At 35.6% G+C, this 19409-nt stretch carries 17 protein-coding genes; 10 read left to right on the forward strand and 7 right to left on the reverse strand.

Going from position 1 to position 19409, the window contains the following annotated elements:
* Positions 1-75 precede the first annotated feature (75 nt).
* The 3 genes from BKH40_RS04250 to BKH40_RS04260 all read left to right on the forward strand — a co-directional run bounded on the left by BKH40_RS04250 (position 76) and on the right by BKH40_RS04260 (position 2160).
* On the forward strand, positions 76-351 hold the full coding sequence (locus BKH40_RS04250; RefSeq protein WP_095277250.1) for a hypothetical protein: 276 nt from the start codon (positions 76-78) through the stop codon (positions 349-351).
* Between the two features lie 148 nt (positions 352-499).
* Positions 500-1288, forward strand: a complete 789-nt coding sequence (gene flgG, locus BKH40_RS04255; protein WP_095277251.1) for a flagellar basal-body rod protein FlgG — start codon at positions 500-502, stop codon at positions 1286-1288.
* Positions 1289-1314: 26 nt separating this feature from the next.
* A complete protein-coding gene (locus tag BKH40_RS04260; protein WP_095277252.1) occupies positions 1315-2160 on the forward strand; it encodes a flagellar hook-basal body protein in 846 nt (281 codons plus the stop codon).
* 98 nt (positions 2161-2258) lie between these two features.
* Here the strand turns inward: BKH40_RS04260 and BKH40_RS04265 are convergent, their stop codons facing one another.
* The 3 genes from BKH40_RS04265 to BKH40_RS04275 form a co-directional block, all read right to left on the reverse strand.
* Positions 2259-3047, reverse strand: a complete 789-nt coding sequence (locus BKH40_RS04265; protein WP_180675113.1) for an ABC transporter ATP-binding protein — start codon at positions 3045-3047, stop codon at positions 2259-2261.
* A complete protein-coding gene (locus tag BKH40_RS04270; RefSeq protein ID WP_095277255.1) occupies positions 3047-3979 on the reverse strand; it encodes an iron ABC transporter permease in 933 nt (310 codons plus the stop codon). Before BKH40_RS04270 ends, BKH40_RS04265 begins: the two co-directional genes overlap by 1 nt.
* Positions 3980-4137: 158 nt before the next feature.
* Positions 4138-6285 carry a WD40 repeat domain-containing protein gene (locus tag BKH40_RS04275; RefSeq protein WP_095277258.1) on the reverse strand — a complete coding sequence of 716 codons (2148 nt, stop codon included), beginning with the start codon at positions 6283-6285 and terminating at the stop codon, positions 4138-4140.
* Between the two features lie 381 nt (positions 6286-6666).
* On the opposite strand from BKH40_RS04275, the gene ispG reads away from it, so the two are divergent.
* The gene (gene ispG, locus BKH40_RS04280; protein WP_095277260.1) at positions 6667-7740 is read left to right on the forward strand and encodes a flavodoxin-dependent (E)-4-hydroxy-3-methylbut-2-enyl-diphosphate synthase; all 1074 of its coding nucleotides are present in this window, start codon (positions 6667-6669) and stop codon (positions 7738-7740) included.
* A gap of 206 nt (positions 7741-7946) precedes the next feature.
* Here the strand turns inward: ispG and BKH40_RS04285 are convergent, their stop codons facing one another.
* The 4 genes from BKH40_RS04285 to pseI all read right to left on the reverse strand — a co-directional run bounded on the left by BKH40_RS04285 (position 7947) and on the right by pseI (position 15296).
* On the reverse strand, positions 7947-9854 hold the full coding sequence (locus BKH40_RS04285; RefSeq protein ID WP_095277261.1) for a dynamin family protein: 1908 nt from the start codon (positions 9852-9854) through the stop codon (positions 7947-7949).
* An 11-nt stretch (positions 9855-9865) separates the two neighbouring features.
* Complete coding sequence (locus tag BKH40_RS04290; protein WP_095277263.1) at positions 9866-12175, reverse strand: dynamin family protein; 2310 nt, start codon at positions 12173-12175, stop codon at positions 9866-9868.
* Positions 12176-12177: 2 nt separating this feature from the next.
* Positions 12178-13911 (reverse strand): dynamin family protein, encoded by a 1734-nt coding sequence (locus BKH40_RS04295; protein ID WP_095277265.1) that lies wholly within the window; start codon positions 13909-13911, stop codon positions 12178-12180.
* A 377-nt stretch (positions 13912-14288) separates the two neighbouring features.
* Entirely contained in the window at positions 14289-15296 is a 1008-nt protein-coding gene (gene pseI, locus BKH40_RS04300; protein WP_095277266.1) for a pseudaminic acid synthase, read from the reverse strand.
* Positions 15297-15326: 30 nt separating this feature from the next.
* On the opposite strand from pseI, the gene BKH40_RS04305 reads away from it, so the two are divergent.
* The 6 genes from BKH40_RS04305 (at position 15327) to BKH40_RS04330 (ending at position 19404) form a co-directional block, all read left to right on the forward strand.
* Positions 15327-15995 (forward strand): YggS family pyridoxal phosphate-dependent enzyme, encoded by a 669-nt coding sequence (locus BKH40_RS04305; RefSeq protein WP_095277268.1) that lies wholly within the window; start codon positions 15327-15329, stop codon positions 15993-15995.
* A gap of 208 nt (positions 15996-16203) precedes the next feature.
* Positions 16204-16590 (forward strand): NAD(P)H-quinone oxidoreductase subunit 3, encoded by a 387-nt coding sequence (locus BKH40_RS04310; RefSeq protein ID WP_095277269.1) that lies wholly within the window; start codon positions 16204-16206, stop codon positions 16588-16590.
* Positions 16572-17075 (forward strand): NADH-quinone oxidoreductase subunit B, encoded by a 504-nt coding sequence (locus BKH40_RS04315; protein WP_180675115.1) that lies wholly within the window; start codon positions 16572-16574, stop codon positions 17073-17075. The genes BKH40_RS04310 and BKH40_RS04315 overlap by 19 nt, the downstream gene beginning before the upstream one ends.
* A 35-nt stretch (positions 17076-17110) precedes the next feature.
* Positions 17111-17917, forward strand: a complete 807-nt coding sequence (locus BKH40_RS04320) for an NADH-quinone oxidoreductase subunit C (RefSeq protein WP_095277273.1) — start codon at positions 17111-17113, stop codon at positions 17915-17917.
* Between the two features lie 9 nt (positions 17918-17926).
* The gene (gene nuoD, locus BKH40_RS04325) at positions 17927-19156 is read left to right on the forward strand and encodes an NADH dehydrogenase (quinone) subunit D (RefSeq protein WP_095277274.1); all 1230 of its coding nucleotides are present in this window, start codon (positions 17927-17929) and stop codon (positions 19154-19156) included.
* A gap of 35 nt (positions 19157-19191) precedes the next feature.
* Positions 19192-19404, forward strand: a complete 213-nt coding sequence (locus BKH40_RS04330) for an NADH-ubiquinone oxidoreductase subunit E family protein (RefSeq protein WP_343217630.1) — start codon at positions 19192-19194, stop codon at positions 19402-19404.
* Positions 19405-19409 lie beyond the last annotated feature (5 nt).

Genomic DNA, 19409 nt, shown 5'->3' on the forward strand with positions numbered 1-19409 from the left:
TCTTATAAAACACTTTCAAGATTAAAATAGTCTTTTTAAAACTATAATCACTACGAACTTATATAAAGGAAAAAGATGAAAGAAGAAGTACAAAAAGCTAGTTTGAAGCAAACAGATAAAAAAGAAAACAAAAAAGGCTTAGTTATAAGCTTTATAATATCACTTATCGCTTTTATCCTAGCACTAATTAGCGTAATATTGCTAGGGATAAATCTCTTCTTAAAGCTTGATCCCACAGTCTTGCTAGTTTCAAATATCTTACTTTACATAGCTATATTTATTATAATAGTTACTTCTATAGTTCAAATTATAAAAGGCTTTACTTCACGTTCAAAAAGCAAGGGTGCATAAAACTTAGCCTGCTAGTAAATGCATCTTAGTGCATCTTAGTTATATTAAGGTAGAAAGTAGATTCTATAAAGCTTTATATAGAGTGCATATTAGGCATGCTTTTTGCTTAAAACTAGGTACTTAATGCAAAAAGCAAGGATATTAGATCATGATGCGTTCACTTTATACCGCAAGTACAGGTATGCTAGCCCAACAACTTCAAATAGATACTACTTCTAACAACATAGCAAACGTCAACACTACAGGTTTCAAAAAGCAAAGAGCAGAGTTTAATGACCTTTTTTACCAAGTCATGCAGTATGCTGGGACTTCAACTAGTGAGACTACGCTAAGCCCTACAGGTATAGAAGTGGGCGTAGGTGTAAGACCGGGCGCGATTAATAGGGTCTTTTCTCAAGGATCACCAAAAGAAACAGATAACAACCTAGACCTTGCTATAACTGGTAATGGCTTTTTCCAAGTCCAACTTCCTGATGGAACGTTAGCTTATACAAGAAGTGGTAACTTTAAGCTTGATAACACTGGTAATATAGTCACAAGTGAAGGCTACTTACTAGAGCCGCAAATCACAGTGCCAGCTGATGCAAAAAGTGTAAATATAGGCACTGATGGGACTGTAAGTGTCGTCGCAGGAAATGGCGGACAGAGCACTAACTTAGGTCAGATCCAACTAGCCACTTTTGTAAACCCAGCAGGGCTTCACGGGCTAGGTGATAACTTGTATATGAACACAACTGCAAGTGGTGATCCTATAGTAGGAGTTGGCGGGACTGATGGAGTAGGGCAGATAAGGCAAGGCTTTTTAGAGCTTAGTAACGTAAAGTTAGTATCAGAGATGACAGACTTAATAACTGGGCAGAGGGCATATGAAGCTAACTCAAAAAGTATACAAACAGCTGATGCCATGCTTCAAACAGTAAATGGCTTAAAACGATAGTTATAGAATCTAAAAGGAGCTAAATCATGCAAAGTGGATACTATGTAGCAACTGGGGGTATGGTCACTCAGTTTAACAGGCTTGATGTTATCTCTAATAACCTTGCTAACCTTAACACTAATGGGTTTAAGAGGGATGATGTAGTTATAGGTGATTATCTAAGACTTATGCAAGAGCACCAAGATACATTGCCACTTGATAATAACACTAGGGCAAGTGCTAAGTTTATAAATAGGACGCTTAACCGCGTGCCTATTATTGCTGAAGAGTATACTGACCAGCAAGTTGGCACTGTGCAGCAAACTTCTAATCCACTAGACTTTGCCCTAAGTAAGCCTAATACTTTTTTTGCTATCCAAACTCCTAATGGCATAGCTTATACAAGAGATGGTAGCTTTAGTGTTGATAATCAAGGCTTTTTAGTGACTAAGCAAGGCTATAAAGTGCTTTCATCGGCTGGGTACAATAACGGTGGCGGCATACTTTTACCTCCTAGTATGCAAGTCACTGCTGATAAAAATGGCGAGCTAAGCTTTAAAGATATAACTAATGCTGGGCTAAATGAACAAATAGGTGGCGGTAACATCGCAGTAGTAACTTTTGATAATACTAAGTTTTTAAAAAAGCAAGGTGAGAATCTTTGGCGTGAAGATGTAACTAAAGAAGGCATAGGGGAAGCAAAGCCTACTTTACTTACAAATAGTGGGGCAGTAGAGCAGGGCTTTTTAGAAAAGTCTAATGTTAATGCAGTTATCGAAATGACTAATATGATAGAGACTAATAGGCTAGTTGATATGTACTCTAAGGTTATGAAAACTCAGATGGATGATCTAAATGGAGATGCTATCAATAAACTTGCAGTAAGGGCTTAAAACTTCACTTATATCATATACAGCTATCTCTAGTGACTTTTGACACAATAAGACAAAGCTTGCATTAGAAGCACTAGATGACACTTAGTATAACAAAGCTAGCACATCCCCTTATATACATCTAAAAAAGTCTTGCTGTTATGAGTAAAAGTCTCTAAGGGGACGTCATAAAGAAGGCTAAGGTTAGTAGTGTTCATAACCTCTTTCACACTTCCAAAAGCTAGAATCTTGCTATCTTTTATCATACATACATAATCACAAAAGGCTAGTACTGCACTTGGATTATGGATATTAATAAGGGCTGTTTTTTTAGATTCCAAAAGTTTTTTGACATTTTTAAAAAACAAGATTTCATTAGCTATATCAAGGTGGGCACTTGGCTCATCAAGTAAAAGCATCTTTGCATTTTGCAATCTTAGCCTTGCAAGTAAGCCAAGCTGCCTTTGCCCTCCGCTTAAAGAGTGAAACTTAGAATCTAGTCTATCTCCAAGTCCTAGGTTTTTTAAAAGCCCTAAGGCCTTTTCTTTTATGTCTTTATTTGGCACTTCAAAGCTTCCTAGATTAGGACTAGCGCCCATTAAAACTACTTCTAATAAGCTAAAGTCAAAAGGGCTTTCAAAGTGCTGGGGTATATAGCCTAAAACTTTTGCTTTTTGCTTTAAAGAGTAGTCTTTTAGGTTTTTAGAATCTAAAAGTATCTCACCTTCATAGTTATCAAAAACTCCTAACAGCACGTTAAAAAGAGTAGTTTTCCCAGTGCCATTTGGGGCGAGTATAGCAGTTAGTGCATTAGGCGTGATAGAAAAGCTGAGGTTTTTTAAAAGGTAGTTTTTAGCTTTTTTCTTAGGCTTGTCATAAGAAAAGCTAAAGTTTTTAAACTCTAACATCATTTGCTTCTTAACTTTAAAAGTATGATAAAAATTGGCGCGCCTATTAGGGCTGAGATTATCCCAACTGGGAGGCCTTGAGGCAATACACTTCTTGCTAAAGTATCACTAAGTAGTAAAAAGATAGCCCCTATAAAAAAGCTTGCAGTGAAGTTTTTAGTAAGGCTTGCACCAAAAAGAAGGCGTGCTATATGAGGCACTACAAGGCCTACCCAGCCTATAGTTCCAGCTACACTTACTGCCATGGCACAAGCTAGGCTTATGCAAGTTAGGGTTATAGTGGTTAGGGCTTTTGAGTTTATACCAAGGCTTAAGTACTCAGCCTTACTAAGTCCTAGCAAGTCAAGCTTAAAACGCAGTAGATAAAGTGGTATAAGTGCTATAAGCCCTATAAGACTTAAGGCTACATCACTATAGCTTGCAAGGCTTATATTACCAAGTAGCCATACTGTTATGCTTTGTGCTTTTTGAGCTGAGACAAAGTACTGTATAAGGGCACTTATGGCTGTTAAAAAAGCACTTATGATAACGCCAAGTAGGACTAAAAAGAGGGTGTTAGTATTGTTTTTATTTAAAAACATAACTAGGGCTGAGGCACCAAGGGCACCTATAAAGGCTAAGATTCCAACTGGAATCTGAGGAAAGAAGCCTATGCTTATACTAGCCCCTAGTGCAGCTCCAGATGAGATGCCAAAAAGGTAGGGTTCTATTAGAGGGTTTCTAAAAACTTGCTGCATGCACGCCCCACTACTTGCTAGTATGCCTCCTATGATTAAAGCAAGTAAGATTCTAGGGAATCTTATCTCCCAAAGTATTAGTGCATCTTTAGAGTTAAGGCTAAAAAAAGCTGCCTTATAGTCTAGGATAAGGCCTATAAAAAGTGTGCCTATGATGCAAAGGATTAAAAGAGTGATTAAAAGTGCAAGTTTCATAGTTATATTAAGTGCCTATATGTGCTTTTTTTTGTGAGAGTGCTATTTAAACCTAAGTTCAAACTTTAGCAAAAAAAATGGGGATTTGTAAGTTATAGTCTTATTTTTGATTATCACTATGATGTAATTTATGAGATTGAAGATTCTATTTTAGAATCTTAGTAAGTGCGTTCATTCCTTCCTTCATCTTCTAAATAGACAACCATCTCTTTTATATACTCTATCTTTTGAGTTTTCTTTTCATGGATGAAGTTTATAACTGACCTTAGGGCTTCATCATTACAAAGGCATATTAGCTCATTATCCCTACCAAAGATTCTTATATAGTTAGTAAAGGTAGCTATCCAGTCTATCTTGTTATACTCCGCGGCTTTAGCGTTTTCTATCTCGTAAAGATAGGCTATCTTCATGATGCTTGCTATCCTAGGGGCTAGCTTTTTTATATCAAAAAGCATGGAGATTTTGTTATAGACTACAAGGGTTTTGCCTTGATAGGCTATGTCTTTGCAGCTTGTTAGTATTGCATCGACTTTTTTTTCTAACTCGGCTGCTTCTTTGGTGGTATAGACTTCAGGGTGGTCTTCCATAAGCTTATAGCAGCCTTTATAGTCACTTTTAGCTATCATTTTTATGATTTCAAGTCTTAGGCTAGCTATCTTTAATAAGTCATTTGCCATATTAGTAAAAGGGCTTAGCGTGCTAAGGTATTTTAGTATGGTTAGATAGCCAGTTTGTTTTAAATCAGCGTTATAAACATCATGCAGTGCTTTATCATAAAGCTTATTACAAGCCATAAAAGCTAGCTTATAAGCCTTGCCATCTTTTAAAAACTCATAAGTATCAGCTAGACTAAAAAGCTCTTTGAACTTCTGCTCTCTTGCTAGGTTGTTAGCTACTGTGAAGTTACTAGCGTTATTTAAAAGTCTATTTATCTCAGTGGCTTTTTCAGGTATGTTAGCAAAAGGCTCTAAGATCTGCTTTGCTTTTTGTAAGTTAAGCCAAGGATCCCTCTCTAAAGTAGCACTTGCTAGGTCATACTCCCTTTTATAAAAGTGCTCTAAGTCTTTGAAAAAGCCAAGCTCTCTCATATTTTCAGTGCTATTAACTATCGCATAGACTTTTGTGTAGTCTTTTTGTGCTAGCTTTTTAAGGGCTTCTCTAATAAGTGCTTGACTTTCTAGTATCTCTTTAAACTTAGAATCTAAAATGCTATCTTCTAAAAAAGGCTGCATTAAGTTTATAGCATCTTTTAAGTTACCTCTACTTATTAGATTAGTAGCTTTGTCTATGGCTTCATCCCACAAAGATTCTTTTAAGTTTTTATAGACTTTTAAAGTTTTTAGTAAGGGGTTGTTTGCATCAGCAAAGTCATAAGCCTTTTTTAGATTCCCACTCTTACACACTTTTGTAAACTCTTCTATGTGTTTGTTTGGATCTAAGATAAGCACACTTCCATCAGGGCAGCCAAAAAGGACTTTATCATCTATAGCTCTAATTATGGAAGTGGCATTACTTTCAATTGAGAAGTTTAAAAAAGGCCTATTTGTATTTAAGTCATGTACATAAAAGAGGTTTGATTTCGCACCTATATAAGCATAGTTTGAATCCATACTCAAAGTCACTGAAGTAAGCCAGCACTTATAGCTTGGCTGCAAATCTAGCTCATTAGTTAGTAGGTTATAAATCCCCACATTTCCATTCTTGCACACAAAAACTAGCTTAGTGTCATTTTCAAAAAAGACAGAATCTTCTACTTTATCACTAGTTGCAAACTCAGCTAAGACCTCATTAGTATCAAGTCTATAAATGATACTTTTTGGCTCATGAGAGTGATAGGCTATATACTTTGAACGGCTAGAAAAAACTATGTTTGAGATGTAGTCTGGACGAGGCGGCATGATGGCATAGATCTTATAGTCTCTCTTGTTATATACATAAACCCTTCCATCTTCCCCACCAGTTGCTACAAAGCGGTTATCAGGGCTAAAGCGAGAGACGCTTACATAAGACTTATGCCAAGTCAGCCTAGAGATGATTTCTATCTTATCGGTTAGTTTATAGATGGTATCTATGCGGTTATGGCTTTTAGGCATGGAGATGAAGTTATTAAAACAGTCTACTGCCTTTGAGTACTCATGATGGGAATCTGTGTTTTTAAAAAGGGCTTTGTTGTAAAGGAACTCTTTTAATGAGCTACTTGTTTTGTAGATTCTATAATCGCTATCTACAAACAAGATACCATCACTAGCACAGCCTATACTTATAACTGGCGAGTGGAGTTTTAACTTTGCACTAAAGTAAATCATTAAAGCCCTTCTTTAAGTTTAAGTCTGCTTAATATTTGGTTAATCAAATATGACTCTTTTTGTTTTTAATTCTACTACAAAAGTTAATTTTGTTATGTGAAAAAGCCCTTTTTACTCCGTATATGCGTAGTCTGGGGAGTTTTTAGAAGTCTTTGGTTTGGTTTATTAAACTTTAAGCTAACTTAATGCCTTAGATTTGCTTTTTGTGAGATTGTCAAGATTAAAAGAGGAAGTTGATTTGATATCTTTAGTTTATTTTAATTTATCTTTTAAGAATCTAGTTTTTGCAAGTAAAGAGGGTAGTTTTGCTAAATGCCATCAAATAATCTTATGTTAGAATCTATCCTAATCCATTATCTATTAAATCTTCCAAGGAAAACCATGCTAGCCCCTCGCTATAAAACTAAGCAAATCTTTGTCGGCAACGTGCCAGTTGGAGGGGATGCTAAGATCCCTATACAAAGTATGACTTTTTCTAAAACTCATAACATTGAAGCTACTAAAGCCCAACTTGATAGACTGCAGCTTGCAGGGGCTGATATAGTGCGTTTAGCTGTGCTTACTAAAGAAGATGCCTTGGCTTTAAAGACACTTAAAAGCCTAACTACTTTGCCACTAATTGCAGATATCCACTTTAAGCACTCACTTGCTTTAATCGCTGCTGAGGTAGTTGACTGCATACGTATAAATCCCGGAAACATAGGTAGCAAAGATAGAATCAAAGAAGTAGCAGACGCCTGCACTGCGCGTAATATCCCCATAAGGATAGGCGTAAACTGTGGCTCACTAGAAAAAGAGTTTGATAATAAGTACGGGGCTACTTCTAAAGGCATGATAGAAAGTGCACTTTATAATATTAAGCTGCTTGAAGACTTTGGCTTTACTAATATTAAGATCTCATTAAAAGCTAGTGATGTTGAAAGGACGATTGATGCTTATACGGGTTTACGTCCACTAGTAGACTACCCCTTTCATCTAGGTGTAACTGAAGCGGGCACACTTTATCACTCCATGATAAAAAGCTCTATGGCACTAGGTAATCTTTTGCGTGCAGGTATAGGCGATACTATAAGGTGTAGCATAACTGGCGAACTAGAAGAAGAGATAAAGCTAGCAAGATCGATACTAAAGTACAGCGGGCGTCAAAAAGAAGGCATAGTGCTAGTTTCTTGCCCAACTTGTGGCAGGATAGAATCTGATCTTGTTAGTGCTATAAAAGTAGTAGAAAAAAAGCTAGAGCATATAAAAGTGCCTTTGCAAGTAAGCGTTATGGGCTGTGCGGTTAATGCACTAGGAGAAGCAAAGCACGCAGATATCGCCATAGCGTTTGGTAATAAGCGAGGGATGATCATAAAAGAAGGCAAGGTGCTTCATCAAGTCAAAGAAGATAAAATCGTTGATCTGTTTGTAGAAGAAGTAGAAAAGATGGCAGAGGAAAGAGGCAAAGAGGAGTAGGGTTAAGGTTTTTGTTTTTATAGAATCTAGATTCTATAGTTACTATATATCTTTAATCTTCTTAACCTAATAGCAGCAAACACAGACCATGTGAAGCTATAAAAATAGTTTATAAAATAATATAGACCTTTAAAGGCTTATATTATTTTAAAGGTTAAATCTTAAAACTATTACTTAGAGGTAGTAAGCTAGTATGGATTAAGATTTTAGGTTTTATCAACCCCCCAATCCCCCAAATGGGTTAATAAAGTAAGGATAGAATCTTGCCTGTTTTTGGTTTTATCAACCCCCCAATCCCCCAAATAGGTTAATAGCTTCATACCTCCCCCATCTTTTTCAGGCAATTTCAGTAAAGCATCCTCTAGGCCTTGTAAACCACACCCCTTAGGCTTGTCGCAGGCATCTGCTAACATAGAATCTAGTTCAACTAGGTTTTCATACTCTAGACTTGAAAAAAATACAATATCCTCAGTACATACTGCATCTTTAAGGACCGATACACGTATGCCATTGAAATCTTTGTCATTGAAAAGATATATATGTTCGAAACTATAATCTCTAATTGTGTTTTTTATAAGCTTTTTAAGGTTAAATATAGGATATTCACTACTAAATTCCAATGCCAAACAAACACCCTTATCAAGAAACTTTATATTATACCAATCCTTACCACCTGCTACTGTAAGATTAGGATGTTGCATTTTTAACAATTCATCCCAAACTTCAGCTGCATCTTTTTTGACAATAGTGCTTCCTAAGTTTTTATCTTTCTTTTTCTTTTTATCTTTTTTTGGAAGTAAAAAACTAGGCATATTAAACTTTATATCTAAGCCATCAAGTACATTTTTTAATCTCTCAAACATCTTATCATGGAGGTTATCTAACTCTTGCAGTTTAGAATCTATGGCAACTATCTCATCTTTTTCTTTTGCCTTCAAGTCTTCTAAGGAGTCTTCTACTTTAGGGCTTAGCTCGCTTCCAGTTTGCATAACATCTAGTTCTAAAGAGTGTAATACTTGAGAGACTTTATCATGTTTTCTTTTTTCTTTAACAAGACTTTTTTTATAAGCAAGCAAGACGGAGTTTAAACTTTCTGCAAGGCTATCTCCTGATATAACATCTTTTGAGACAGAGGTTAAAAAAGACTCCATATCTAACTTTCTGTAGGCTATCTCTTTTTTAGTGTTAGCACTATAAGCACTTATACCCTTATACTCTATATTATAACTACTTAGCACACTTTCAAACTCGCTTAGTATCTCTTCTAACTCGCTTTGTGGTTTTAAGTCAGCCTTACTTATAACCACATAAAGCTCTTTTTTATCCAAGTCTAGCGTAGTTAAAAAGTCTAGATCTGAGCTAGGTATAGTGCCGCTACTATCAATCCCTACTAGCCACATCAAAGCACTTGCGTTTTGTAAGAACTCACTAGCTGTAGCAAGATCTTGGCTAGTAGTGCCAGTACTACTAGGGTTATATCCGGGAGTATCTATAAAACAGATATGTTTATGCTTAGTCATCTTGGTAGTCATAGTCATCATAGGTAATATCTCTTTTATATTAAAGCCTAGCTCTTTTATAAAGTCATGAGACAAGCTAGCATAAAGCTCTAAAGGTATGTCTATAGTTCCACCTTTATAGGTATAGCCTTTTATAGAGTTTATCTCACCATGAACTATATAGCTAGCTATGGCAGTTACTGGCTTAACACCAATAGGCAGTTTTATACTCTCATCTTCAAAAAAACTAGTTATAAACTTACTTTTACCTGCACTAAAACCTCCACCCACTGCTATAGTGGATTTGTTGGCTAAGTCTTTTAAAGATAAGATTCTATAAAGTTCTTTTTGTAAGTTTTTTAACTTTGTGTACTGTGCTACTTCATCTTTAAAGCTAACTGTATTTGCAAAGTCTGCGTAGTCTTTTTCTATAACTTCCTCAAAACTTGCTAGATTGTTATCTATAACTGTTTGTGCACTTAAGATCTTAGCTACAAATCCTAGTCTTTCTTGGCTATCAATTAGTGCTTTACTACTTTTTTGCAAAAAGCTTTTTGCTTCCTCTAAGTCTTTTATAAGCTCTAGCTTATCTTTGTCATACTTTAGTTCTTCCATCGTTTTTCCTCTTATATATTTTTTATATCTTCTATGCTAGTTTTTATCTCTGCTAGCTCTTCTAAGATCTGGGCTTTGTTTTTGATATCTTCTTTTAGTTTTTTAATATCACTATTAAGCTGGGTAAAAAGTGAGTTTCCAAAGTCATTTTTCTCCAAAGTAGTGACTAAAGAGATGGAGTAGTTTTTTATATCCACCTTTATGTTTTCTTGCAAAGAGCTTACAAAGTCATAAGCCTCGTTCATAAAACTAGTAGCTGCACTCCCAGTTAAACTTCCACTTTGTCTAGGTGGTATCTGCTTAGGAGATATCTCAGGATAATCTAGCTTGCTAGTAACTTCTTTGATAGCACTTCTTAGCTTAGGTATAGATATGATGTCTTCCCTTCCGCCTTGTTCTTTTATACTTTCTCTTAAAGCCCCAACTATATTAGATATAAGATCTTTTTTAAACTTCCTTATGACTTCAGCTCCAGCACTAGATATACCTTTTTCTACTTCATCTACTAGGTCTGAAAGTGAGTTTGAGATGATACCTGCCCTCAAAACAGTAGTAGTTACTGTGTAGTTTTCTCTTACTGTCTTAGTGTCATAGCCCCAGTCATCTTGGTCAAATAAACCACCAAAGAATCGCTTAACTCCCCCTAGACATCCTTCTTGCTCTACTTGTACTTCACGTTCTCTAGTCTTGGTTTCTTCTTTTTCTTCATAAGCATTATTTATATCACTGTTAGCAGATCTAAAGTAGCTCTTTATCCTAGAGTTTAGTTCGCTTACTATGTCTACTTTTAGATCTCGCAAGGCTTCATTAAAAGTGCTATTTACAGCTTTTGAAGATTCTGTAACTATAGCCTCTAACTGAGTTTGTTGTTTTTCTAAGTCTTCTAAGTTAGTTTCTTTTATATCTCTTTCTCTATCTATAACGTACTTTAAAATATCGCTTATATATTCATCTACTACTTTTGATTTAGTTTTTATAAACTCTTCTGATTTGTGTTCTAACACAGCCTGCTTATTAGTTTTTATATCCTCTAAGGTTTTAGATATATTTTTTAAAGATGCTAGCTTTTCTAAGTTAGACCTTGTAGTTGTTATCTCAGATTCTGGGAAGTAATCAGGGTAGTGTTCTTTAAGATTGTTAAAGACGTGTTTTTCTCCTTCACTCATATCGTTAGTGCCTAATTTTTTTACTAAACTAGCACATATGCCAGAAGTTAGAAATATCCCATCACTACTAGACTTTATAAGCTTATCAAAGGTTGTATCACCTATAAGATCACCTTTTCTTTCTTGCTTTAGCTGGGTAAAGATACTATGCATCTGCTCACTTAAATCTTTTTTAAGAGAGGCTAAAGCCTCTGGAAAAACAAAGTGTGCATCCTCTCCTATATTTCCAAAAAGCTGAGTATCAGCTTGAGAGGCTATAACATAAACTTCTTTAGTGCCATCTTTAAACATGATAGTATCAGTTAGATCCATATCTTGTTTATTTAAAAACTGACCACTTGGAGAGACTATAAAAACTACATCACATTTTCCTAACTCTTCTTTAGTTCTTTGCTCTCTTGATGCTACTGGGTCATTAAGTCCCGGAGTGTCTATAACCAAAACATCTTTTAAAGAATCTAATCTAAACTTAATATTTACACTTTTAGTAAAAGGCATATACTTACCACTAGAGCCAACAAAGTCAAAAAGGCTCTCTTGTAACTCTTGTAAATTATCTAGTTTTATATTTTTAGATTCTAAACCTTCTACATTGATACTAGAGGTTTTTATGCGGTCTGATTGATCTTTGCAGGCTGCTTCTATACTATCACTAAGTGCCCTTTGCGCTTTTGTAGTAGCTAGGGCTTTTAGCTCTTCTGGCTTTTTGTTTTTATGAACATTGCTAAGCTTTAAGTTTTCTATTTCTCTAGTTATGTCTCTTAGCAAAAGCTCATCATACTCTTTTGCTTTTTTATGTATATCATCTATATCTTGCTTTGTGAAAAACTCTACTTCCACCCCAAACTCTTCTCCATAGCCTAAAGTAGTAAGGGCTGCTGTCATAGGAGTAGCTGCTTTTGGCAAGATGCTTTCTCCTTCAAAAAATAAAGCATTTAAAAGACTGCTTTTACCAGCTTTTACTCTCCCAACTATACCTATTCGCATAAGTCTTTGTGAATCACTTATAAGACTTAAGTCTGTAGATAGCTTTATGGCACTACTTAGATTGTGTTCTTTTAGCTTTTGACTTGAATAGCTTCCTAAGATAGAGTTAAATCTAGCTATTAAGCCTTCTAGTTTTTCTAATCTTGTGATATATTTTTTATCTCCCATAATTATCCTTTAAATATTGTTTGTGTAGCTAGGGATGTAATATCTGCTAGTACGGTTTTATAGTTTTCTAACTCTTTGTGCACATTTTCTTTTTTGCTTTCTTTTTCTTTTTGTATGGCTGTTATGGCAGATCTTTTTTGATCTATATTTTGCTTAAAGGCATCTATTGCGGCTTGCATGCTAGTGTCTATTTGCTCATCTAGTAAGTTAGTTATGGGTTTTCTCATAGAGGCTTTTACTTGAGGGATGACAGAACAGCTTATCTCTTCTTTGATTTTTTCTAATTGCATTCTTTCTTTTTCTTCTTGACTAGGCCCAAACATAGAACTTAAAATATCAGGCAGAAGAGTAAGTAGTAATGATGCTATCTTTAAGACTGGATTAAGACCAGTTAGTAGCGTGCCTATAGTTGCAAGACCACCACCCCTGCTTTTTAAAGTGCTGGCTAATCCTTCAGTTTTTTGTAAGATATTGTTAAAGAAAGCAGAGTATTCTGGACTTTTTGCACTTAAAAGAGCAGTGAAGTCTGTACTTTGTGAGAGGCGATTCATAGTGTTTTGTAAAGAGGAGAGATTAGCACCTATAATGGAGCTAATGTCTATATTAATATCTTTTATTATAGAGCTTACACTTTTTGAGATAGCGTTTTGTGATATATCATTTATAGTTATTTCTAAACCAGCTTGCCCACTTGTCTTATAAGACCTAGCTAACTCATCTATACTCCTAGAAAGAGCACTCCCTAGATTTGATAGTATAGATTCTACACTTGCTTTGTCATACTTCCTTTTTATCTCTGCTAGCATGGAATCTTGCTCTTTTTCTAATCTGGCTATGGCTCTATTTAACTCATCTAGGTCTTCTTGGTTTTGGCTTTCATTTTGCTCTAGTGCAGATATAGAAGTATTTATCTTTTCTTTTACATCCCTAAATATTTCTTTTAGTGAAGGTAAAAATATCTCTTTTGATAGATTTTCTGGATCTATTTCTTTTATAATCTTTTCTAGATTTTTACCCCCATCCTTATCTATAGTCAAAACTTTATCTTGCACATCTAGTGTGTCACTTAACTGGTTTTGAACATAGCTTATTATTTCTTCTACTTCAGTTTTTGGCTTGAGATTAACTTTTGAGAGGAAGAATCTAAATCTTTTCTTAAAGGTTTGTAAGTTGTCTAACTCACGAAGTATGGAAGCAGTTAGATTACCATTTAGCACATCTTGGAGTACTATGAAAAAAACTCCTCTTTGTATATATTCTAATATGGCCTTATTATGAGCAGACTGCGGAGACTCAAATCCCGGCATATCCACCAAGATAATTGGTTCTATATCTTTAAGCTTTTGATTATTAATATAAAATCTAGCATATGAGTTTTGACTAGCTAGATCTTTTATAGAATCTTTATCATTTATGTCAAGTTTAGTAGTTTGTCCTTTTTCATCAACTAGCTCTATATACTCACTAAAACCATATCTTAACTCAGTTGCCAATGCCGTTTCAGGTCTTAATGCAACCCCAAGGTAGTCTTTACCTAAAAATGAGTTCAAAAGTGTACTTTTCCCAGCACTAAAACCACCAACTATAGGCACTAGCAGCTCTGTCTCTTTTAATATAGTCTTAGCATCATCAAGCTTAAAAGACTTTGAGTTTATAGCTGGGAGGGTTGTTATCTTAGATTCTAAGTTATCTAAAAAATCTATGTAATCTTTTTGTGTTTTTGTGATCTTAGTCATGCCATGAGGCCTTTTTTAGTAATTTCATAAGAGTTCAGTCTACAAAAAAAAAAAAAGAAACCTTAAGTTTTACTTAAGTTAAGCTTAAAGTACATATTTCTTATGAAATTTTTATCATGGAGATATATTTTTTAAAAAAGTAAAATTTTTCATTATCGCATATGTATACGACAGGTTGTGACAGGTAAAAAATAGTTTATTTTTATGCTTAGTTTTTGTAGAGGGTTTTTTAAATAGCAAAAAGTGTATTAGCTGTATGGAATTTATAATATATGCTTAATAGTTTTTTTGTTCGCTACATTATCATTGCTTGTGAAAGAGTGGGCTTAGGTTTGTTGCCTAGTTTGGCGAATCTATATTTTAATTGATAGCTAACCTTAGCCCTGTATATCAGAATCTTTTAAGGGGTGATTTTTAATCACATCTTTGGCAAATCTCTTGCCTATAATAGAATCTAGTTTTAAAGGGTCTAGCCCAAGATTAGGACGCACGCAAGCAAGGTGGTCTTTTGTGATAACTTCGCCTTTTTTGGCATCACTAGCTATAAAAAGGCTTCTTGCAAACTCACGGCCGACTTTGGTTTTTTCTTCTTTAGATTTTATGTCTTTAGGATCTGGCTTTAAAGCAAGGCTAGCTTCTTTTAGCACGCTTACCATCTCGCTAAACTCCCTTTCATCCATGCTAAAAGCACTATCTACTCCTCCAAGACTTTTATCTAAGATAAAGTGTTTTTCTATCACACTTGCCCCTAAAGTCATGGCAACTAGTGGGGCAGCATAGCCAAGAGTGTGATCACTTAGTCCAACTCTAACTTGTGGATAGCTAGCTTGTAAGTCTTTTATCTTATAAAGGCTTGAATGCTTTAAAGTAGCTGGGTAAGAAGAGGTACAGTGAAGCAAGGTTATCTCATGGTTTTTAAAAATCTTTAGTGCGTTTTCTAGCTCGCACTTAGTGCATACTCCAGTGCTTAAGATGACTGGCTTTTTAGTCTTAGCTATGGCTTTTAAAAGCTCTGTATGACCTACTTCAAAGCTTGCTACTTTATAGATAGGATTACTAAGCTTTTCTAAAAAGGCTACTCCCTCAGTGCTAAAAGGACTACTAAAAGCCACTAGCCCTAGGCTTTTAGCAAGTGCGTAAAGCTCTTCGTGCCACTCCCAAGGCATATAAGCTTCCTTATAAAGCTCCCATAAAGTCTTATCCTTCCAAAGGCCATCTTTTATTTTGAAGTAGTTTAGGTTAGATTCTAAAGTAAGGCAGCTTGGCTTATAGGTCTGAAACTTAACTGCATCAGCCCCACTTCTAGCTACTGCGTGGATGGTTTTTTTGGCTAGGTTTAAGTCTTGATTGTGATTTGCACTTAGCTCAGCTATTATAAAGGGCATAAAAATCCTTAACTACAAAAGAGATAAGACATGATAAAAGAAAATCTTAAAAATATAACTTTAAATATAGAAAAGTTAGCAAAAGCTTACGCGTCTAATCACAAAGTAGAACTGCTTGCAGTTAGTAAGTACACTGATATGGATTCTATAAAAGAGGCTTTTGCTTGTGGACAAGTGCGATTTGGTGAAAACAAGATTCAAGACTTAAGGCTTAAAGCCTTAAAATTACCAAGTGCAAAGTGGCATATGATAGGGCACTTACAAACTAATAAGATTAATGCTATGTTAGAGCTGCATAGCGAGGTGGGCTTAGAGCTTTTTGAAAGCCTTGATAGTTTAAAGCTAGCAAGACTTTTGCAAAAACACTTAGAATCTAAAAATGAAACTTTAAACTGTCTTTTGCAAGTTAATAGTGCTAAGGAGGAGAGTAAAAGTGGCTTTTTAGAAGAAGAGCTACTAGAGGCTTATGAACTTATCACAAGGGAGTGTAAAAACTTAAATGTACTTGGGCTTATGTGTATAGGAGCCCATGTAAGTGACACTTCAGTTATAGAAAAAAGCTTTAAGATAACCAAAGATCTCTTTGATAAGATAGGTGGGTTAAGCGTGCTTTCTATGGGCATGAGTAGTGATTATGAGCTAGCTATCGCTAATGGATCTAGCTTAGTTAGGATAGGAAGTGCGATATTTAAAAATTGATAGAAAAAGCTTTTTTTAAATATAAATAGAATTATTTGTACTAAAATTATGAAATCTAAAATAGACAATCTAAAAAACTCTCACACAGCTAGCTAGTAGCTACTACTTATCTTAAGTACGACTTAGCCTTTTGTAAACTAGATTGATTTTAGAGCAAGCAAGTGTATTTAAATTTTATAAAACCCAAAGCTAAATAAGGAAACTTGTAATGACCCCTATGTTAGAGCACCCGTATTTTGGTGCATTTTTAATATTTGCATTTACAGTTATAGTATTTCAACTGACGCTTAGAGGCCAAAGGATAATCTCTAGATCCTTAGCCAGCAAGCGTACAGAAAAACTAAAAAATGCACCTTATGAGTGCGGTCCCATCCCAGTAAAACAGCCTAATAAAATCTCCAACCAGTTCTATATCATAGCTCTACTTTTTGTGCTTTTTGATGTTGAAGTAGTCTTTATGATCCCTTGGGCACTAGAGTATAGGCACCTTGGAATCTTAGGCTTTGTAGAGATGATATGTTTTATAGTCTTACTAGCTATTGGCTTTTTTTATGCATGGAAGAGGGGAGCGCTATCATGGCAAGACATCAAGTAGACTATACTCAAGGCTTGCCAGTTGCTTTAAGCACTGTTGATAAGCTATTAAATTGGGGGAGAAGTAACTCCCTTTGGCCTTTAACTTATGGACTAGCTTGCTGTGCTATAGAGATGATGGCAACTGGTGGCTCACGCTTTGACTTTGATAGATTTGGGATAATCTTTAGAGCAAGTCCAAGACAAAGCGACGTGATGATAATAGCAGGCACGCTTACTAAAAAACACGCTGAGTTTACAAGAAGACTTTATGACCAGATGCCTGAGCCTAAGTGGGTGGTATCTATGGGAAGTTGTGCAAATACTGGCGGTATGTTTAACACCTATGCAACAGTTCAAGGAGTAGATAGGATAATCCCAGTTGATATCTATCTGCCCGGCTGTGCGCCAAGACCTGAAACCTTGCAGTATGCCATGATGGTCTTACAACAAAAGATAAGAAAGCAAAGAGCCTTTACTCCAGAAACAAAAAAACGACTTTTATAATCTTAAACGTGTATGAACTAAAGGAAGTTTAAATAATGATAAGAAGAAAATCACCATCTTTAGATGTACAAAAAAAAGCCTATCACACAGATAGATTCTATGAGCCTATACTTTCTTGTAGGACAAGCTTTGAAAATAGCCCTTTTTTAGAGATATATGACACTTTAAAAAGCAAAGTAAAAGTACTTAAAGGCTATGTAGAGTTAGATCAAGCTGTATTTTATGTAGAAAAAGATGAGCTAAAAGAGGCCCTAAATACCTTAAAGTCTCTAGGTTATGATGTCTTAAGCGAGATGAGTGCTATAGATAATCTAGCAATAGATAACACCTTAGAGATGTTTTATCAAATCCTTTCACTAAATGAGAGTAATAAGCACAGAAAAAGACTAAGAGTTAAGTGCTCTATAAAAGATAATGAAGATATGCCTAGTGTAACTAGTATCTATAAGTGTGCTAACTGGAGTGAGAGAGAGTGCTATGATATGTTAGGTATAAGATTTGAAGGGCATCCTTTTATGAAAAGAATCTTAATGCCAACAGACTGGGTAGGTCACCCTCTAAGAAAAAGCTATCCTTTGCAAGGGGATGAGGCTGCTAGCTGGTATGAAGTAGATAAGGTCTTTGGTAGGGAGTATAGAGATGCTATAGGGCCTGAGCAAAGAGATAGTGCAAGGATAGATAGGGAAGATACCATCCACTTTGCACGTATCGGCAAGGAAGTGCCAAGAGGTGAAAAGCCAAGCGAGACTACTACAGAAGTTATCTATCAAGAAGCACGTAAGCCATTAATCGTAAAAAAACTTAGTCCTAAAAAGACTAAAAAGCTAGATAAGAGAAAGTAAGGAGAGGCAGTGGCACAGTTTTATAACAAGCTTCAAACACAATTTGAAAACGTTATGTTTGAACAAGATGATAGCCATATGGTTTTAAACTTCGGGCCTCAGCACCCTAGTGCACACGGTCAGCTAAGACTAGTATTAGAGCTTGATGGTGAGAAGGTTAAAAGGGCTTTGCCAGATATAGGCTATCTTCATAGAGGTATAGAAAAGCTAGCTGAGAATATGATTTATAACGAGTTTATGCCAACAACTGATAGGATGGACTATACAGCAGCTAGTTCTAATAACTTTGCCTTTGCACACGGTGTAGAGACTTTGCTTGGATTAGAGATTCCAAGAAGGGCACATGTTATAAGAGTGCTAATACTTGAGATAAATAGAATCATGTCTCACTTCCTTTTTATAGCAACCCACGCTCTTGATGTTGGTGCTATGTCAGTTTTCTTATACGCCTTTAAAGGTAGGGAGTACTTATTAGATCTAATGGAAGACTACTGTGGGGCTAGGCTTACTCACCACGCTATAAGGATAGGTGGGGTTCCACTAGATATAAATGATAAGTGGATAGATGATGCAAGAGAGTGCATGAAGCAAGTTGTAGAATCAACTAATTTAATAAGAGGTCTTTTAGATAAGAATAGAATCTGGCGCTTAAGACTAGAAAACGTAGGTAAGTTTAGCAGCCAAGAAGCAAAAGACTGGGGGCTAAGTGGGGTTATGCTTAGAAGTACTGGTATAAAGTATGATATAAGACGTGAAGAGCCTTATGCTATCTATGATGAGTTAGAGTTTGATGTGCCTTATACTGATAGTGGGGATTCTTATGGAAGATATCTTTTATATATGGAAGAGATATATCAGTCCCTTAGCATCATGGAGCAAGCTTTAAGGCTTTATAAATATACTGATACGCCAATTATGGCACATGCACCCAATTATATATCTTCTCCAAAAGAGCAGATTATGACTCAAAACTACTCTTTGATGCAGCATTTTGTCTTAGTAACTCAAGGTATGCGTCCGCCAAAGGGTGAAGTTTACGCGCCAACTGAAAGCCCAAAAGGAGAGCTAGGCTTTTTTATAAGCTCACTTGGAGAGGCTTATCCTCATAGAGTTAAGATAAAAGCACCTAGTTTTTATCACCTTCAGTCTTTAGAGGAAAAGCTAGTTGGTCACTACTTAGCAGATGTTGTAACAGCTATTGGATCATCAAATGTCATCTTTGGTGAGATAGATAGATAAGTAAGGGAAGGTTAAGCTAGATGAAAAGATATGATTTGAGACATTTAAAGAGCGATTTTTATGGGAAGTTAGAAGAGCTTCTTGATAGTGGCTTAGAACATGAAGAAGTTGGAATCTTTTTGTTTGAAAGGGGTGCTTATGAAAACATCCAAAAAAGTGCAGATTTGGTAAAAGATAGAGGCTATATACTCATGAACTCTTTGCAGTTTAACCACGTAGACTGGACTATAGTTGTTAAAAAGCCCTAAGGTAA

The organism is Helicobacter sp. 11S02629-2, assembly GCF_002272875.1.
Classification (GTDB): Bacteria; Campylobacterota; Campylobacteria; order Campylobacterales; family Helicobacteraceae; genus Helicobacter_I.